Annotated in this window: 16 protein-coding genes and 1 riboswitch; of the genes, 5 read left to right on the plus strand and 11 right to left on the minus strand. The window is 52.1% G+C overall.

Annotation, left to right across the window (positions count from 1 at the left end; genetic code table 11):
- The first annotated feature begins 142 nt into the window (after positions 1-142).
- The gene (locus HH215_RS25165; protein WP_169282395.1) at positions 143-2,476 is read left to right on the plus strand and encodes a helix-turn-helix domain-containing protein; all 2,334 of its coding nucleotides are present in this window, start codon (positions 143-145) and stop codon (positions 2,474-2,476) included.
- A gap of 69 nt (positions 2,477-2,545) precedes the next feature.
- Here HH215_RS25165 and HH215_RS25170 read toward each other — a convergent pair whose 3' ends face one another.
- From HH215_RS25170 to HH215_RS25185, 4 genes are all read right to left on the minus strand, one after another.
- Complete coding sequence (locus HH215_RS25170; protein WP_310735624.1) at positions 2,546-3,391, minus strand: bifunctional 5,10-methylenetetrahydrofolate dehydrogenase/5,10-methenyltetrahydrofolate cyclohydrolase; 846 nt, start codon at positions 3,389-3,391, stop codon at positions 2,546-2,548.
- 58 nt (positions 3,392-3,449) lie between these two features.
- Positions 3,450-3,528, minus strand: a riboswitch (ZMP/ZTP riboswitch).
- 66 nt (positions 3,529-3,594) lie between these two features.
- On the minus strand, positions 3,595-4,929 hold the full coding sequence (locus HH215_RS25175; RefSeq protein ID WP_169282396.1) for an FtsW/RodA/SpoVE family cell cycle protein: 1,335 nt from the start codon (positions 4,927-4,929) through the stop codon (positions 3,595-3,597).
- Entirely contained in the window at positions 4,926-5,258 is a 333-nt protein-coding gene (locus HH215_RS25180; protein WP_169282397.1) for a PadR family transcriptional regulator, read from the minus strand. Before HH215_RS25180 ends, HH215_RS25175 begins: the two co-directional genes overlap by 4 nt.
- 221 nt (positions 5,259-5,479) lie before the next feature.
- Positions 5,480-5,911 carry a universal stress protein gene (locus tag HH215_RS25185; RefSeq protein WP_169282398.1) on the minus strand — a complete coding sequence of 144 codons (432 nt, stop codon included), beginning with the start codon at positions 5,909-5,911 and terminating at the stop codon, positions 5,480-5,482.
- A 187-nt stretch (positions 5,912-6,098) separates the two neighbouring features.
- Between HH215_RS25185 and HH215_RS25190 the strand changes: the two genes are divergently transcribed.
- Complete coding sequence (locus tag HH215_RS25190; protein ID WP_169282399.1) at positions 6,099-6,608, plus strand: DUF1648 domain-containing protein; 510 nt, start codon at positions 6,099-6,101, stop codon at positions 6,606-6,608.
- Between the two features lie 71 nt (positions 6,609-6,679).
- Positions 6,680-8,617, plus strand: coding sequence for an ABC-F family ATP-binding cassette domain-containing protein (locus HH215_RS25195; protein ID WP_169282400.1), 1,938 nt, complete (start codon positions 6,680-6,682; stop codon positions 8,615-8,617).
- 390 nt (positions 8,618-9,007) lie between these two features.
- Here the strand turns inward: HH215_RS25195 and HH215_RS25200 are convergent, their stop codons facing one another.
- From HH215_RS25200 to HH215_RS25215, 4 genes are all read right to left on the minus strand, one after another.
- The gene (locus HH215_RS25200) at positions 9,008-9,394 is read right to left on the minus strand and encodes an antibiotic biosynthesis monooxygenase (RefSeq protein WP_169282401.1); all 387 of its coding nucleotides are present in this window, start codon (positions 9,392-9,394) and stop codon (positions 9,008-9,010) included.
- A 163-nt stretch (positions 9,395-9,557) separates the two neighbouring features.
- The gene (locus tag HH215_RS25205) at positions 9,558-10,526 is read right to left on the minus strand and encodes a 2,3-diaminopropionate biosynthesis protein SbnB (RefSeq protein WP_169282402.1); all 969 of its coding nucleotides are present in this window, start codon (positions 10,524-10,526) and stop codon (positions 9,558-9,560) included.
- A 17-nt stretch (positions 10,527-10,543) separates the two neighbouring features.
- Positions 10,544-11,512 (minus strand): 2,3-diaminopropionate biosynthesis protein SbnA, encoded by a 969-nt coding sequence (sbnA, locus tag HH215_RS25210; RefSeq protein WP_254450219.1) that lies wholly within the window; start codon positions 11,510-11,512, stop codon positions 10,544-10,546.
- Positions 11,513-11,529: 17 nt separating this feature from the next.
- Positions 11,530-12,750, minus strand: a complete 1,221-nt coding sequence (locus HH215_RS25215) for a phenylacetate--CoA ligase family protein (RefSeq protein ID WP_254450220.1) — start codon at positions 12,748-12,750, stop codon at positions 11,530-11,532.
- 169 nt (positions 12,751-12,919) lie between these two features.
- Between HH215_RS25215 and HH215_RS25220 the strand changes: the two genes are divergently transcribed.
- Complete coding sequence (locus HH215_RS25220; RefSeq protein WP_169282404.1) at positions 12,920-13,699, plus strand: YheC/YheD family protein; 780 nt, start codon at positions 12,920-12,922, stop codon at positions 13,697-13,699.
- 81 nt (positions 13,700-13,780) lie between these two features.
- Entirely contained in the window at positions 13,781-14,179 is a 399-nt protein-coding gene (locus HH215_RS25225) for a TFIIB-type zinc ribbon-containing protein (protein WP_169282405.1), read from the plus strand.
- A gap of 74 nt (positions 14,180-14,253) precedes the next feature.
- Here the strand turns inward: HH215_RS25225 and HH215_RS25230 are convergent, their stop codons facing one another.
- Genes HH215_RS25230 through HH215_RS25240 form a run of 3 tightly spaced genes read right to left on the minus strand, consistent with a single transcriptional unit; the run spans position 14,254 to position 17,408 of the window.
- Positions 14,254-15,081 carry an HAD-IIA family hydrolase gene (locus tag HH215_RS25230; protein ID WP_169282406.1) on the minus strand — a complete coding sequence of 276 codons (828 nt, stop codon included), beginning with the start codon at positions 15,079-15,081 and terminating at the stop codon, positions 14,254-14,256.
- Between the two features lie 14 nt (positions 15,082-15,095).
- Positions 15,096-16,073 (minus strand): metallophosphoesterase family protein, encoded by a 978-nt coding sequence (locus tag HH215_RS25235; protein ID WP_169282407.1) that lies wholly within the window; start codon positions 16,071-16,073, stop codon positions 15,096-15,098.
- 21 nt (positions 16,074-16,094) lie between these two features.
- Positions 16,095-17,408 carry an ABC transporter substrate-binding protein gene (locus HH215_RS25240; protein WP_169282408.1) on the minus strand — a complete coding sequence of 438 codons (1,314 nt, stop codon included), beginning with the start codon at positions 17,406-17,408 and terminating at the stop codon, positions 16,095-16,097.
- Between the last annotated feature and the right edge of the window lie 46 nt (positions 17,409-17,454).

Raw genomic sequence — 17,454 nt, forward strand, 5'->3', positions numbered from 1 at the left:
TACTTCCCGGAAGTCACAAAAACGGACAATGTAACACTTTTCTACCTATTTGGATTAGCGGCGGATGAGGTTATTGACGGCGCGCGGCGTACATAATACCCTTTGTTTCTAGGCTCTGTTTATTGAAAGGGGGGAAATGTGCATGGGGCGGTTGGCGAATATGTGGAGAGTAAGCTTCCGGAGCATTTTCTTCCGTTTCATTATTTTGTTCGTTTCGATTTCCGTGCTCATTCAAATCATTAATTTCGTGACCTATAACGTGTATCTCCAATACGTTCAAACCCGAATCGAAAGAAATTACGACAGTTCGCTTTCCAACGTGGCCGCTTCGCTTAACCATCTGTTCGAGGGTATTTACCAATCCAACTTTTTGCTTTCGCTCGATCCGAGCGTTCTAAGCGTTTTCTCCGGGGAAGGGGATGCCGAGGGAACGGCCAAGTACGCAGATATTAGCCAAAGCGTTCGCTCTTTGGCGCGGATTAAATACATCGACTCCTCTATCGACAGCGCCTATATCTTTAAACGCAAAGACGATTTGATCATCAGCAACGAGGGGACTTACTCGGCATCCTACTTCTATGACAAAGTGTATCGTTTCGAGGAGTACCCGGCCGAATTCTGGAAAACGCATAGCTCGGGTTACAAGCTGTTCTCCATATTGCCTCCATCGCAGACCAGCGGATCGGAACGTAATGAAGGCAAGGTCATTATTCCTATCGTTCAATCGAAGATCGCCGAGTACTGGTCCAACAATCTGTACGTGATCAATCTGAATGCCCAATACATCGTCCGACTGCTGCAAGATTACAAGCTCACGCCGGGCAGCGTGTTGTTCATCGCCGACAAGAACGGGACCATGCTCGCTTCGTCGGAGCCGGATTTCGTTCGCAATCCGGAGTTGCAGGCTTTCATGGGCAGCCTTCTCGAAGCTCCCGATTCCAAATCGCAAGCGGTTTATAAAAAACAAAAAATGAGGGTCGTCACCCTCAATACGAATTTCTTCTATAACGACGTCGTCATGATTGCCGGGGTACCCGAGAACGACATCCGCAGCAGTCTGAGCAATATGGAGAAACTAAGATGGGTTTCGGCGATCTTCACGCTGCTGCTCAGCTTGATTCTGTCCGTTGCCTTCAGCAAAAACCTGTACGCGCCGATTAAGTCGCTCGTCGATCGCCTGAACGGACCTCAGACGAAAGGCAAACGCTCCATGAACGAATTCGAATATTTGAACGACGAAATCGGACGAATCATGAACAACGTGCAAACGCTGAATCAGCAGCTTTCCTATGCGCTCCCGCTCGCGAACGAGCAATTTTTGGTGAAAATGCTGAAATACAATTACCTATACGACGACGTCAGCGTGGAGGCCTACCAGAAGAACGGCAGCTTCTCGTTCGAGAACGATCATTTCATGATCGCCTTGTTCCAGTTCAACTTTCGCAAGCCGTTCTATGATTCCTTCAACGAATCGTTTCAGAACGATTCGTCGAGAATGCTAACGAAATTGCTGACGTCCTTGCTGCCGATGGACTATCCTTGTTACTTGCTGGAGATGGATTCGCATTTGTTCTGCTTGTTGGTGAACGTTCCCGAAGGGGCCGATCAAGTGTTATATCAAAAGTATTGCGAGGATATCGTGGAACTGTTCCGCAAGGACGAGGACTTCCTGAGGGTTCATGCGGGCATCGGAAGCGTGCGCAGAGGATATAAGGGCATGCGGCAATCGTACATCGAAGCGATGAAGGCGCTCTGGCGCATCTCGCCGTTCGACGGGAAACGGGTCTATACTTTCACCGAAGCGGACAATGAGCACGACGTAACGAGATACTTGTTAAGCAAGGAGGACGAGAACCGATTGTTCAATCTTCTTCTGTCCGGCAAGAAAGAGGAACTGCACGGTCTGTTGAAGCAGATTATCGGCCACAATTTGTCCGCCGGGATCACCGCCCCGTTACTTCGCGAATTGTATATGAGGTTCTACATGATAGGGCTTCAGGTTCTGAAGCAGCGGGACAGGGAGCTGGACGGAGAAATCGGCAAATCGTATACGGGCTTCATCTTGTCCAACGAGTCTCCTTCCGTCGACGAGATTACGGAATCGATCTTCGCTTACTTCGAGAATGTCGCGACCGTCTGCGGCGAGAGCCAGGACAAGTTCGACGTCGGGTCGTTCAAAGCGTTCATTAGCCAGCACTATCACGAGGATATCCATCTTGAGATGTTGGCCGAGAAATATAACACCTCCGCGCAATATATGTCCCGGTTGCTTAAGAGAGAGCTCGGGGTAGGCTTTCAGGAATACCTGCTCGATCTTAGAATCCGCAAAGCGAAAGAACTGCTGGCCCAATCCGAGCGGAAGATCGGCGACATCTGGGAGGCCGTCGGCTTTAACAACCGGAATACGTTCATCCGCGCGTTCAAGGGGAAAGAGGGCATTACTCCGAGCGAGTATCGCAGCAATATGAGCAAGTGAGTTTATCGTTTTAGGGTTGGCCATGCTTTCCGTTGGACATGGCCAACCCTCTTTTATTGTTGATGTTTGCTATTTAGCTAATTTTTCAGCGGCTGCAACGGTGTGCTTGAGCAATGCGGCTATCGTTACCGGCCCGACCCCTGCGGGGACGGGAGTAATCGCAGAAGCTTTAAGCAAACAACCATCATAGTCGACATCCCCTATGTTCCCCTCATTGTAACCGGCATCCAGTACAATTGCTCCCGATTTTATCCAATCGCCTTTAACAAATCTGGGCTTACCGACCGCTGCTACTACAATATCGCCTAAACGGACAATATCTTCTAAGTTCGTTGTTTTGGAATGGCATGTCGTCACGGTCGCGTTTTGGTTTAAGAGCATGATGGATACGGGTTTTCCAAGGATCGGGCTTCTCCCGATCACGACAGCATGCTTTCCTTCTATTGAGATATTGTAATAGTCTAGTATCGCAATGATCGCTGCCGGAGTGCAGGAAGGGAAGTCGGCGAAACCGAAGGCGTTTTGAGCGAATCCCAGAGTGGTCACTCCATCTACGTCCTTTTCAATGCTTATAGCTTCAAATGCGGCCCTTTCGTCTATTTGATGGGGAACGGGATGCTGCAACAATATTCCGTGAACGTTGGGGTCGGCATTGAGTTTACGAATAGCTAAGATTAATTCACCCGTTGATGTATCCTTAGGAAGATCTAATCGAATTGATTGGATACCGAGTCGCTTGCATGCGTTTCCCTTCATCCTTACATAGGTAGCCGATGAAGGATCGTCACCGACTAAAATAGTCGCTAGGCAAGGAACGATTCCTCTTTTCGCTAAACTCTGGATTGCCCCCGACAAGCTTTCTTTGATGTCTGTCGCGACCCGATTCCCATCCAAAATCAATGTTTCCGGCAACATTTCATCATCCCTCTCTATTCGGATCAAAACATAAAGAGGCAAGGGAAGACTCTCCCCTTACCTCTGCCCAGGCGTACGGCTAGATATCTATGCGCTCCCTCATGGTTACCCATGTTCCGCCAGTGACACATAGTTGATTTGTGACTTAATCATAGCAACGAAATACAAAATTTTCAATAATGGACTTTTTGCGAGAAGCTCCATCAGACCTTGGTCGGTTGAGGCCGATAAGAGCTTCCGAACATATCTTTGCGTCGATATGCACTAAGAATAAGACCGACTGCCGCCAATTCGATCACCATGCCGGAGCTCCAATTCATAATCGGCAGCCTCAGCCCGAGTATTGGCAGCAATCCCGCGCACATCAGCAAATTCCATGCCAATTGAATGCCCAGTACCGCTATCAAACCGACCACCAGGTTTTTGGCATAAGAGTCTTGAAGCTTGGCTCCCATACGAGCTATCCTTACGACGAACAAGAACGCAAGCAAGGCGACGGCAATACCGAACACCCAACCGAAGTTGTAAACCAAGTAGGAATAGAACAGTTCGCTCGACGCTAAGGGCAACTTATCATTAACGATGCCGAAGCCTTGCCCCCACATGCCGCCCGATTGAATAGCTTCCACGGAGCGTAATACCAAGTAGCCTTCTGTCTGCGCATGCGTATCCGGATTCAAAAACGCACTCAATCTGCTCCATTCATAATCGAACGACCCGTTAAGAAGTACCGGAACCGTCATAAGAACAAGCGCGCTCAATCCAGTAATCAATAGCTTCATTTTCCCGGATACCAGCAGAAGAACGGCTAAACCAAAGCCATAAATTAATAAATAGGCGAAAGCGGGCGCCGGTACGTATAATAACGCGGGAATTAGCATGAATAAGACGGCGTCTTTCCCAAGCTCTACGGCTTCCTCGCGCAAGCCTTGCGCTGCGGGTTTCTTTCTCTGCAGCATGCCGGCAATGGCGATAAGGAGCAAATAAGGCGAAGCCGCATACACATTGAAGTTGAACGGACCTAAGAGAAGCCACTGAGTAACGCCGTTTACCTGAACGCTTTGCCAATGAACCGCCGCCATGAGCAGCAATGTCGCTCCGTACAAGACCCAGGAGTAGCGAATCAGTTTGCGATAATCGACAAAATAGAGCCCGATCATAACCGCGACACCTACGAAGCCGTAAACAAGTTTGCGGTCGATCATGCCGTCTACGGAAAGGCGCAACGTAAACATCGATACGAGTCCGATTAGAAACATTCCGGCAACCAAAGCGATGACGCCCCATTCGGGCTTAGGCTTATGCGCGGTATGTAGTTGCTTGCCCACCTGCTCGGGATCGCCCATGTGCCGCAGCGCCTCGATCATCGCCTTTTCTTCCGGCATACCGCTCTGCGCAACCCTCTCCGCGGTCAGTTCCTCCAGATGGCTGAGCAACTCGTGTCTAATCTCCTCGTGCACTTCTTTGGCCTTTACTTGCGCGCATATTTTATGGAGATAGGCGTTGACCTCCGGGTGACGTTCTAGGCTGTGGCTCATGCGTGCCCCTCCCCGATGACGCGCTCGACAGTCGTCCGAAACAAAGACCATTCCCGTTGTTTCTCGCCAAGCTGCTTGCGTCCTTCTTCCGTAATCCGATAATATTTGCGCTTCCGGCCGCCTTCCTCGTTCCAGTACGCCTCCACGAACCGTTCGACTTCAAGCGTATGCAAGATCGGATACAGCGTTCCTTCTTTTAGCGTAAATACGCCGTCCGATTTGCGTTCGATTTCTTTGGTTATCTCGTACCCGTACATATCTTTTTGCCCGAGTAGCGTCATGATGAGGATGACGGTACTGCCCTTCATGAGTTCCTTATTGATTTTCATAACTTTTTCCCTCGATCTCATATTGTCGTTTATCTATGCATCGTAAATCTATGTATTAGTGTAAACGAGAATTTGCGGATTTACAAGTCAAGTCCATACAACCGGATTTTTGGCTACAACAAAAGAAAAAGAAAAAGAAAAAGCGAAACAGCGCAAGCGTTAGAAGATGAACTTCTCCGTGCGCAGTTTCGCTATATTTGTGACGCTTTCTTGATCAGAATTTACTTCATGATCATAACCGGAATATGCGCATGAAGGATGACGTTGTGGCTGACGCTGCCGACCATCAATTCCTTGAAGGAGCTTAGTCCCCTGCTGCCCATGACAATGAGATCGCAGTCGCTGTTCTCGGCATAATCGATGATCGCTTGAGCTGGAGAACCCGCGAGTACGACCACGTCCGACAATGGCAAATCCCCCGTAATTTCCTTAACCTTGTCGATAATCGCGTTACCTTGCTCCCTCACTTGATCTTGGTAGGCATCGGGCTGGGCGAAGGTCATGTCCGCAAGGACAACCGGCTGAAGATTGATGACATGCGCAACGGTGAGCTGTGTGGCGGCGTTTCCCTTAACAAGTTCGATGGCTTTATCCAACGCTCTCGCGGATGATTTAGAGCCGTCATAGGGGACTAGAATATGTTTGAATATCATGCTGAACCCTCCGATAGTCATAGTAATCAATATTAACCACATAGGTGGCCAACTTAAACAGGCTGGAATAGGAACGATGGATGGTTAGTTTTCCACGATTTACACAATTTCACTCAAGCGAGTAGCCCTTTTCCCCGAAAAAAGGATATAGTTAGTACATGGCATTTATTTTCCGGAGGTTAGCAGCATGATGAATGTGGAGAAGCAACAACCCAAGCTTAACGTTCCGGTTACGGGACTCGAGAAAATGCTCAGTGCGGCGACGCTTATCGCGATGATTTGGTCGATTGTTTACGTTTGTGTGCAATGGACGGATATGCCGGACAGAATTCCTATTCATTTCAACGGCAAAGGGCAAGTCGACGGGTGGGGGAGCAAGTGGACGCTGATTATCCTTCCGATCGTTTCTTTGCTTTTGTATAGCGGATTAACCGTTTTGTCCAAATTCCCGCATGTTTATAATTATCCCCTTCCGATTACGGAACAGAACGCGGCAGCGCAATATTTATTGGCAAGGAAACTGCTAGGCTGGATAAACCTTGAAGTCGTTGCGTTATTCGGCTACATCACATGGATATCCGTAAAAGTAGGCAAAGGTTACGGGGATGGGTTAGGGTTATGGTCTTTGCCGATTATTTTGGGTGTCCTCTTCGGAACGTTAGCCATCTATTTCGTACGCGCGTTTAGAATGAAATAAGCGGGTTGGATTTTTATGATATGATACGGGGAGTAGTTCCGTATTCTAGCGATAAAGTAGGTAGATGAGATATGCATTTGTTATCCGTTGAAAATATATCGAAAAGCTATAGCGATAAAATGTTGTTCGAGGACGTAACGTTCGGTATCGAAACCGGAGATAAAGTCGGAATCATCGGCGTAAACGGCACCGGAAAATCGACGTTGCTGAAGGTGATCGCGGGACTGGAGCCCGCCGACTCCGGTAAGGTGTCGATCGGCCGGTCGGTCGTGCTTCGAATGCTCGCGCAGGATCCGGCGTTCGCTCCCGACGAGACGGCTCTGGAGCATGTGCTCGGCGGGGAATCTCCGCAGTTAAAAGCCGTTCGCGACTATGCCGAGATTTTGGAGGCGTTGGCTCGGAGTCCGGAGGACGCGCGGTTGCAAGCGCGCATGGTTGCCGCGAATCAGCGGATGGACGAGTTGGAGGCTTGGCAATTGGAAAGCGAAGCCAAGACCGCGCTCACGAAGCTTGGCATCCTGAACTACGACGACAAAGTATCGACGTTCTCGGGAGGACAACGGAAGCGGGTCGCGATGGCGGCGGCGCTTCTTCAGCCTTCCGACGTGCTTATTCTCGACGAGCCGACGAACCATATCGATAACGATTCGGTTGCTTGGCTCGAAAGCATGCTTCAGAAGCGTAAAGGCGCTTTGCTTATGATCACGCATGATCGTTATTTTCTTGACCGGGTCAGCAACCGGGTCATCGAGCTCGATCAAGGCCGCGCTTACTTCTACGAAGCGAACTATAGCCGGTTTCTGGAGCTAAAGCTGGAGAGGGACGAGCGGGAAGCGGCCAGCGAAGCCAAACGCCAGAACTTGCTGCGCAACGAGCTCGCATGGATTCGCCGCGGAGCGCAAGCCAGGTCGACGAAGCAGAAGGCGCGGATCGATCGGTTCGAGGCGCTGAAGGAGCAAGGGCCGAAAGCGGCCGCGGGCAAGATGGACGTGTCGATCGCTTCTTCGAGGCTCGGGAAGAAGATTATCGAGATCGAGCATCTCGTGAAAAGATTCGGCGATCGGACGCTGATCAAAGATCTGAGCTATATTGCGGTACCGGAGGATAGAGTCGGAATCGTAGGACGCAACGGGAGCGGCAAGTCGACGCTGCTCAAGCTAATCGCGGGCCAACTTGTGCCCGACGGAGGAACCGTGGAGCTCGGCACGACGGTGAGGCTCGGCTGGTTCAGCCAAGAGCACGAAGAGATGGACGAATCGCTTCGGGTCATGGAGTATATTCGTGAAGGGGCGGACCAGGTCAAAACTTCGGACGGCTCCACGATATCCGCGGGACAGATGCTGGAGAGGTTCCTGTTCTCCCCTTCGATGCAGTGGTCGGTCATTTCCAAGCTGTCGGGCGGGGAGAAACGCCGGCTGCAATTGCTCAGAGTGCTGTTGAATGCACCCAACGTACTGCTCCTGGACGAGCCCACCAATGATCTCGACATCGCTACGCTGACGGTCCTGGAAGATTACTTGGACGATTTCCCGGGAGTCGTCGTTACCGTTTCCCATGATCGCTATTTCCTTGATCGCACCGTCGATCGCATTCTTGCGTTCGAGGGCGACGGCATCGTGTCGCACCACGTGGGCAACTACTCCGATTATCAGGCGTTCGCGGAACGGCAAGAAGCGGCGAAAGCGGCTGCGGCCGCTCCCGCGAAGGGTAATGCGTCCGTTTCCGCAGCGGTGTCCGCGAAGCCGGAGAGTAAGGAACGGCCGGTGCTCAAGATGTCCTATAAAGATCAGAAGGACTTCGAGCAGATCGACGATTGGATCGCGGAAACGGAAGAAGCGATATCGTCCGTCGCCGCGCAAATGGAGGCTTCTAGCAGCGACTCCGTTCGTCTTCAGGAGCTTGCGGAGGAGCAGCAACGCCTCGGAACCAAGCTGGACGGCTTGCTCGAGCGTTGGACGGAGCTCAACGAGCTTGCCGAGCAGATCGCCGCGAACAAGAACGCGAAGTGAGAAGGCTGGCGTAAATAAAACAGGCGAGATTCCATCTCATTCGATGGATCTCGCCTGTTTTGGTTTTGGAGGGTATGGATCGGGCGGGTAAGGCGGCTGCTTGAGTGCGTCCGTTATTGCACCGACCCTCAAGCAAATAACGTTACAGGATCACTTTATTCCAGCTCAACCGGCTCCGACAAGGGCAATAACGTTACGGCATAACGCTATTTGCCTCGGTGAGGAGCGATTCGAGTCAGCTGCTCAGAGTTAACGTTATGGGATCACTCTATTGCAGCTCATCCGACCCCGACAACGACCAATAACGTTACTGGATAACGTTATCCCGCCCCCAATGCGGCACAGGTGACGAGAGGGTGCCGACAGATTCGCTCGGTGCGTGTGCTATCCTTATTCCCCCGGGAAGGAGAACGCGACTTCATGAACGCTGAGTTTGGCGCCGAGCATGATGCCCGAGCCCGGTTTCGGCTGTTCGCCATGGGCAGGCTGACCGCCGTGGCTAGGCTGTTCGCCGGCAGCGGCTCCTTCGGGCGGTTTCGGACGCGAGTGGGCGTGAGCCTGCTTAAACGCGTCGCTGTTCACCCATCCGTCGAATGCCTCGCGGCTTTCCCAAGTGGTGCAAACCTTGAGCTCGTCATGTTCCTCGCCGGCTTCGATCAGCAGCTCCATACGGACAAAACCGGGCGCATGCTGCACGCCCTTCGGGTTTTTGAATCTTTCGACGACTTCTCCAACGTGACCGGATTTGATTTTTATCGTATTGATCGCGACTATCATAGATATTCCTCCTTCAATGATTCTTCCTCTACTAGTGTATCAAAACTCGGGCGGAATCCGAAATGAAGGAGACGATCCAACTGACGATCACTAGATACCCTTATCCAACGAGGATCAAAAAGTTGCTCTTATCCAACGACGATCCAACGATGCTAGATTAACTTTATCCTTCCAATCTAACTCCGATGCCGAGCCGCTCCGCTTCCCGCCAATAATAGGCGGCGAGGGTCATGTCGAAAGCGGCCATGCCCATCGGGCTGAAGAAAATAGGCTCGGAGGCCGCGACGCCCTTCAAAGCCCCTCCGTATACGACATCCCGCAAAGTAACGGTATCGGCCTCGGTTAATCCCGTCTGCGTATGAAGCAGCTCGATATCGGTATTTTCGCGGCAAACCTCTTGCCAGTTATCGACGACGATAGTCTTGAGGGCGTGAAGGCTTTCCGGCAAATACTCGCGCAAAGAGATGTTCATGAGCAAGGAGCCCGGAGGAGGGAGTTCGTCGATAAAGCGGGTTGCCGAGGAAGTACAGGTGAAGACGATGTCGCTATTCCGGTAAACTTCTTGCCAATCGGAGGCAATGCGCGTCATAGCTTGCATTCGTGAATCTAGAGACGACGAATCAATGCCCTTAAGATCGAATAATCGCACGCCGTCCAGCCGGTCGCCATACAACGCTAACAGCATCTTCATATGCCGGCGCCCGATCGGGCCCCAGCCGATGATTCCGACTTTGTAGCTCCTCCGGCGTTCTAACGCGAAATAATGCCGAAGCATGACCGCGCTGACCGCTGCCGTCCGAAGCTCGCTGAGCACGCCGCCGACCAGAATCGCGATGGGCACTCCGTCGGCGGGATCGTTAAGGACGATCGTGCTGTGCGCGCGGGGTTTGCCGAGCGCTACGTTACCCGGAAAGCTGGCGATCCACTTGATGCCGCTGATCTCCGTATCCCCGCCGACGAAGGAGGGCATGGCGATGATTCGGTTGGCGGGGTTTCTGAACCGCAAATAGGGCTTTAGCGGCTGGACGACCTCCGGCGTATCCAACATTCGCAAGGTCGACTCTATTCGGTTGGTCAACAGAGACCAATCAATCCCGATCCGGAGGATATGCCCGTTATTTAAGTAAATCATTTTCGGCCCGCCCTTCATCATGCGCCAGTGACATGCCGCTGCACCCATTCCTCGTCATATACCGTATCCATGTAACGATCACCGCGGTCAGGAAGGATAGCCGCGCATACGGCGCCATCCGGAATGTCATCGCGCATGGCCCGAATAGCGGCAATAACGCCGCCCGAAGAAGCGCCGGCCATGATCGACTCTTGCCGAACGAGATCCAAGCAGCCTTCGATACACTCCCGTTCCGACACGTAGATGACGCGGTCGATCAATTCTTTGCGATTGATGGAAGGAGGAAGCGCCGCGCCTAAACCCGGGAACTGTCGAGGCCCCTTCATCCCGCCGAATATGACGCTCCCCTGAGCGTCGACGGCGATAATCCGCGTGGGCAGCCCGCTATCCTTAAGTCTCTCCGCGCAGCCCCTTATCGTTCCGCACGAGCTGACTCCGCAGAACAAATAATCGACCTGAGACAGCTGCTCCAGAATTTCCGGCATCGTCGTCTCGTAATGCGCCCTATAGTTGTTCGGGTTGCCGTACTGGTTCGTCCAATAACAGTTTCCGATTTGCTGCCGAAGTTCTTGAACACGTTGAATACGGGCCGGCAAATAATCTCCGCTGACCGGATCCGGATGTTCGACTCTCTCGATTTCTCCGTTCAAACATCGAATCAATCTCAGATGAGCCTCCGTTGTCCTAGGGTCGACGACGCAGATGAAGCGCAAGCCCAAATAGTTGCAGATTTGAGCCAAGCTTAACGCCATATTGCCGGAGCTGGATTCGATGACGGTCGTGTCGCGAAGGATTTCCCCCGATCGGATCGCTTCGCGGACGATGAACAAGGCCGGGCGATCCTTCGCGCTTCCGCCGGGATTCATCATCTCGAGCTTGCCGTACACCTGGTAGGGCTCATCTTGAAACAAGCGACGAAGAGGAACGAGAGGCGTGCGGCCGATTGTCCGGCACATCCCGTCCATAATGCCCATATCCGTGGCCATAAGTCAGAGTTCTCCCCTCAGTCGTAGAAAATTCTCTTGTGTTTCAGGACGCGAGCGTCGTAGGAAATCTCCGACGGAACGACGCGTATAGCGTGAAGCAGCCCGCCTCTGATCATAATGCCGATCTCCGGTATACGATCCTGCAATTCCAATTCGATACGCTCATAGATTTCCGGAGTCTTGTCCTTGCTATCGATATGCACCGTTAGGGCGTTGGACTGAACATGGACGCGCACGGTCGCCTCCTTCAAGTGGCGGTACACGACGTCCTCGATATCGTAGACGCTTATTTTCTCTCCGTGCTTCAGTTCCGTGCCGATTCGCCTGACGATGGCTTGGAAGCTCATCCGGCTTTGCCCCTTCACGACGATCGGACGTAAATCCCGCACGATGTCGTACGTCACGTAGCGGATCGCGGGAAATAGATCGCGAGCCCAAGAAGTTAATACGAGCACGGATTCGTTCTCTGGAAGGGGCTCGATATCGTCGTACAAAGCCTGAGCCGGGATTCCTTCCGCCTCAATGCCTTCGGCGAAGAGATACCTTCCGTGTTCATGCGAATAGTACGCGATCGTGCCGATCTCGATCGAGCCGTAAGTGTCGGTAATGCTCTCCGGCGCTAGCCACAGGCGTTCGGCAACGCTTCGAAGCCACGCCGGGGATGCGATCTCTCCGACGAGCACCACCTGTCGAATGCCGTAGGAGGAGGGATCCTCCGCGGAGGCGGCCAAAATACGATCGAGGATGGATGGCATCGTATATAGGAGTTGGGGACGTAGCGTTCTCAGCCGTTCTAGATGCTCTTCGATCGGTTGCTGGAAAGCGATCGTATCTACTTTGATGCCGATGCGATCGAAGGTTTCCGGGGCGGTGCTGGCCGCGTGGCCCGTACCCATATCGGATAACGCGGTAGTTATGCCGAACGGCGCGATAATCCGGTTAAAAAGCCCGCTTTTGATCCGAATATACCGGCGTTCGTCCTCCGCGGAGTAGTAAATGGTTTTCCGGCGCCTTGAGCTCGTTCCGGAGGTACGGTAACACGTCATGTTGTCCCGGGGCTCGAAGGGCGGCCCGGATTGATAATAATAACGTTCCAGCATCTCGGACGTCATTAAAGGTAGCAGTTGCAGCGATTGCGCCGTCCGGATATCCGCGCCTTCCGCCGCGAGCATCCGGGCGTACCAAGGGAAGACGTCGAGAACTTGCCGAATTTTCCGCGTAAGCCGATCTTCGCGCACGCGATCTCCCTCCATTCTAGCCGTCTAAGGATGTTATTCATTTATATGTACGGGATCCAAGCAGGTTCTTCTTTTGCGGGTAGACAACAGCCCTTCCTTATTGTGCGGATAGCCATACAGTATGCTATGAGCCATACCAATTCTGCCAAGAGAGGAACGGGTGATACGAATGAGTAATGAGACCGCGGTGTCCAGCAAGTGGATTAAGACCAAGGTGTTAGCCGGGGATCCCGCGTTAGCCGCCCATATTCCCGCTACCCGGCGTCTGACGCAAGGAACGCTGATGGCATCGTTGAACCGCTATCGAATGGTTTACGTCAAGCCGGTGTCGGGGTCCCTTGGAATCGGGGTTATGCGCATCGATCGAACCGGCGCAGGCTGGACCGTTCAGGCGGGGATGAGTCGGCGTTCGTTCGCCACCTTCGGCGCCATGTACCGTTGGCTGTTTCCTCGGATGGGCAGGAAGGAGTATCTCGTACAGAGAGGTATTCACGTCTTGAGGCATAACGGCAGACCGATCGATTTCCGAGTCATGATCCAAAAGGGGCGAAAGGTCGGATGGAAAGTTACGGGGACGGCAGCTCGAGTAGCGCATCCCGGCAAGGCGGTGACGAACGGGAGTCAAGGAGGAAGCATTCACGGCGCGCGATCGTTGCTGCGGCGGACGGTCGGTCCGAAGACGACCTTGCGCTTGCTCAAGAAGTTTAACCGCTTGGCGTACTCAACGGCACGCCGGTTCACGCTGGCTTATCCCGGAATGAGAGAGCTGGGGTTGGATATCGCCGTGGATCGCAAGCATCGAGCGTGGATTCTCGAAGTGAATACGAGACCCGATCCTTGTCCGTTCACGAAACTTGACGATCCATCGATGATTCGGAATATCGTGAGATTCGCCCGCGGCTACGGGCGAACCTATCGGTTGACATGTAATAAAGCCAAGCGCGGATAGGTTCATGAAATGCAAGGAACCTGAACCGCGTTTCTTCCGTAATAGAATAGGGTAAGCTATTGAATGAGGGAGGAACGCGTAATGAACTGTCCGGTATGCGAAGGAACTCGTATGAGAGAAGTAGAGAAGAACGGAATTCTGATCGATATCTGCCCTAGCTGCAAGGGGGTATGGCTCGATCGGGGAGAATTGGACAAGTTGATGGAAGAGGTCAAGGAAGTCCGCCAAGACTATAACGAATGGTACTACGGGGACTCTACTAAACAGGAAGCGCCGAGAGCCGCGCAACCGCCTCAGCAGAACTACCAGCAGCCTCAGCAGAATTACCCGCCTCAACAACAGAATTATCAGCAGCCTCAACAGGGTTACCCACCGCAACAGCAATACTCGCAGCATGGTCATCACGGCCATTCCCAATATCCGAAATATAAGAAAAAGAAAAGCATGATGGATGTTTTCGGCGACTTGTTTGGCGATTGATTTCGTGAATAAATAAAAACTGCCTCCGCAATTCGCGGGAGGCGGTTTTTATTTTGCAATCCGCAAGAACGCTGCTATACTCGATAATCGGAGTATTCCCGTTCGGATAACAATAACTCGTACAATTCCGATAGCTTGCCGACGGTAAAGGTAGGTTTAATCGGCAGGCGGTCTTGTAAGTCCGAACCGGATTGACGAATCCATACCGATTTCATCCCGATCCGATCAGCGCCCGCGATATCCGTAGCGAGATTATCTCCGACCATGACGCATTCCGAAGGGGTAAGCTTATAGGCTCTCATGGCTAATTCGTACAAGCAATTGTCGGGTTTGCCGATACTCTTAACGGAGGAGCCCACAATCGACTCGATAGCAGCCATTAGGGAACCGGTCTCCGGGATCACTCTTCCGTCTTCGCCGGGATGCGAACGATCCGCGTTCGTACTGAGAAGCCGGGCGCCGCGGAAAGATTCGTCCACGATCCGCTGAAGCCGTCGGTAATCGAATTCGGTATCCCTTCCAATGACGATGGTATCCGCGATTTCCCGCGCTTCCCATTCAAGAAGCCGATGTCCTTGGCCGGCAATCGCTCTTCGCAAGCTCTCGCTCCCCGCGACTTTAACGTTTACGCGTCCATATCGTTCGGTCAAATAGCTAGCCACGGCTTCGGTTGCGTTAACGATTTGTTCGTCGTTCAAGCGCAGGCCCATTCCGGATAGCTTTCGGCCTATTTCGGCGGCGTCTTCTCTGGAATTGTTCGTGATGAACCCGATTCGGATGCCGCCGGATCGAAGCAATTCCAGTAATTCGTTCGCGCGTTCGGCTAGCTTCCGGCCATAATAGATACAGCCGTCCAGGTCGAAAAACAACGCCTTCGTATTTTTCTCGATTACGCGATTCATCGGCAAACTCCATTCTATCGTTGTCCTGCTTTCTCCTTCATGTAGTTATCGAGCGAATCGACCCCTCCTTCTCCTTCCAATAACACGACTTCGATCCGGGGAACGCCGTCGCGCACCTTCACGGATAAAATATGATGAACGTCTCCTTTGCCTTCGAAACAATGAATCCCGCCCGTTTTGCCCATTTGAATATATTGCCGCCCTTGCTTTTCGGTTACCTCAAGGTAATGTACATGACCGGATACGACGGTATATGGGCGATTGACCAGCAGGCTTTCAAGTCGTTCGAAGATAGGATCGGCTTTTTTCCAAGCCGGTTGGTGCAAGCAGACGAATGTCCACTCCGCGTCTTCGTTGTCCGCTAATACTCGTTCGAAAAAATCGATTTGTTCGTGACTGAGATGAGGATGGATCAAGTTGTCTTCGGTCATTTCGAATCCGGCATACGCGCTTTCTTGGTCGGTTCCTTGCAGAGCGTCTCCGTACGACGATTGCGGATTCCGGATCAGATGCCGGTTTAACGTTTGTATTCGCTCGACCATCTGCTCCGATACTGGCAATAACTCGGTTTCCGTATTGGCGATAAGGAATAGCGAGTTATGGTAACGGAACGCATAATAGTCCAAGCCTTTGCGTTCGTGCCATACTTTGATCATCGTTTCCGTTCCGTAATCATGATTGCCTACCGTTTGAAATACCGGAATCCCGAGCTCCGACAGCAATCCGTCGATCTTGTCCCATTCCTCGTGCGCTTCTTGCTCGTCGGTCCAATATCCTTCGACTAGATCGCCGATGGAGACGATAAACTCGGGTTTCAGCTTTTTGGCTGCTTCAAGTCCTTTCTCGAACATGTTGTAGACCGCTCCGCCCGTTCTGTCGCTAAGGATCGCAAAGTCGTAGTCGTCTCCGGTCGGAGCTGGAAGCTCGCCGAACCATGGTCTTTTGCTTGTGTTGAGCTTCTCTTCGTCGATTATCATTTTATGCGTCATCATGGGTACAGCCTCCGATTTTTATTAAGATTGAACTAGCGAATTCGCTTGTTTGGCAGCTTCCTTCATCGCTTCTTCGGGCGATTTCTGGCCTTGCAATGCCGCTTGAATCTGATCGGCGATGATCTTCTGCACGCGGGTACCGCCTGTGCCCGGAAAGTTAAACCAAGGTACCATGGTCTCCAACTGTCCGTATGTCGCTTTGTAGTACGGTTTCTCCTCCAGGAATTTCTGCAAGTCGGGATCTTCGTACGCGCTGACGCGGCTGACCATATAACCGGTGGAGGTCGAAATTTGAACCGAACGCTTCGCGTCCGTTAAATACTTGATAAAGTCCCAAGCCGCTTCTTGTTTTGCCTTATCTATCGTGAAAATCATGAGATTAGAGCCGCCGGCCGGAACGACTTGCTTACCTTGGTAGGTAGGGAAGGGTGCGGTTCTCAGATCGTATTTGGCGGTTGGCGCAATCATTCCAAGACCGGCGGTCGTATGCACGAGCATCCCGATGTCGCCTTTAGCCATCGACTCGAAAGGCTGGGTTCCTTGCAGCAACGGCATGGACTTGTCCTTCGTTACCATATCGACGATCGTTTGAACCGCTTTAATGCTGGCTTCGGAGTCTAGTCCAACCGACTTGCCGTCCGCGGACATCATCCTTCCGCCGTAAGTCTCCATTAACGCTTGGTACAGCCAGCCGAAATCGATCGCCATATTGACGCCGAAATGTCCATTCCGAGTCAGCTTCTTCGCGATTTCGGGGAGCTCTTCCCAAGTTTGCGGAGGCGAATCGGGATTCAAACCCGCATCGCGGAATTGATCCGCATTGTAATAGAGCACAGGGGTGCTGATCCCGAAAGGAAACCCGATCTGTTGCCCATGCCCATTCTTACCCAGATTCAGCATGCTCGGATAGAAGTCGGAAGTATCGTATTTCTCTTGCTTGATGAAAGTATCCAGCGGGACGGCGTGAATCGTTTCCGATGCGAACCGGGTATACAGTAACCCGTTCGTGACGACATCCGGCAATTTTTTGGCCGCCGCCTGAACTTGAAGTTTCTCGACGATTCCTTCGTAACTGTTCTGAACGAAGACGCTTTTGACCCTGACTTTGTTCTGCGAACTGTTGTAGGCGTCGACGAGCGATTTCGATAAGTCCGCGTTAAGAATATTCCAGAATTCGATCTCGACCGGTCCGCCGTTGGTCGGTTCGGTTGCCTCTGATGAAGCTGACGTTGACGGGGCAGAACCACCGCCGGCATTGTCCGCCTTTGCTCCGCACGCCGTCAAAGCGATACACAAGATAAGCAATAACCCTGATTTCATCCAAGCTTTGTTCATTTTGATTTCTCCTCTTTCTTTGGATTTATATATTATTCAAAGCAGC

Source organism: Cohnella herbarum (assembly GCF_012849095.1).
GTDB classification, from domain to species: Bacteria; Bacillota; Bacilli; order Paenibacillales; family Paenibacillaceae; genus Cohnella; species Cohnella herbarum.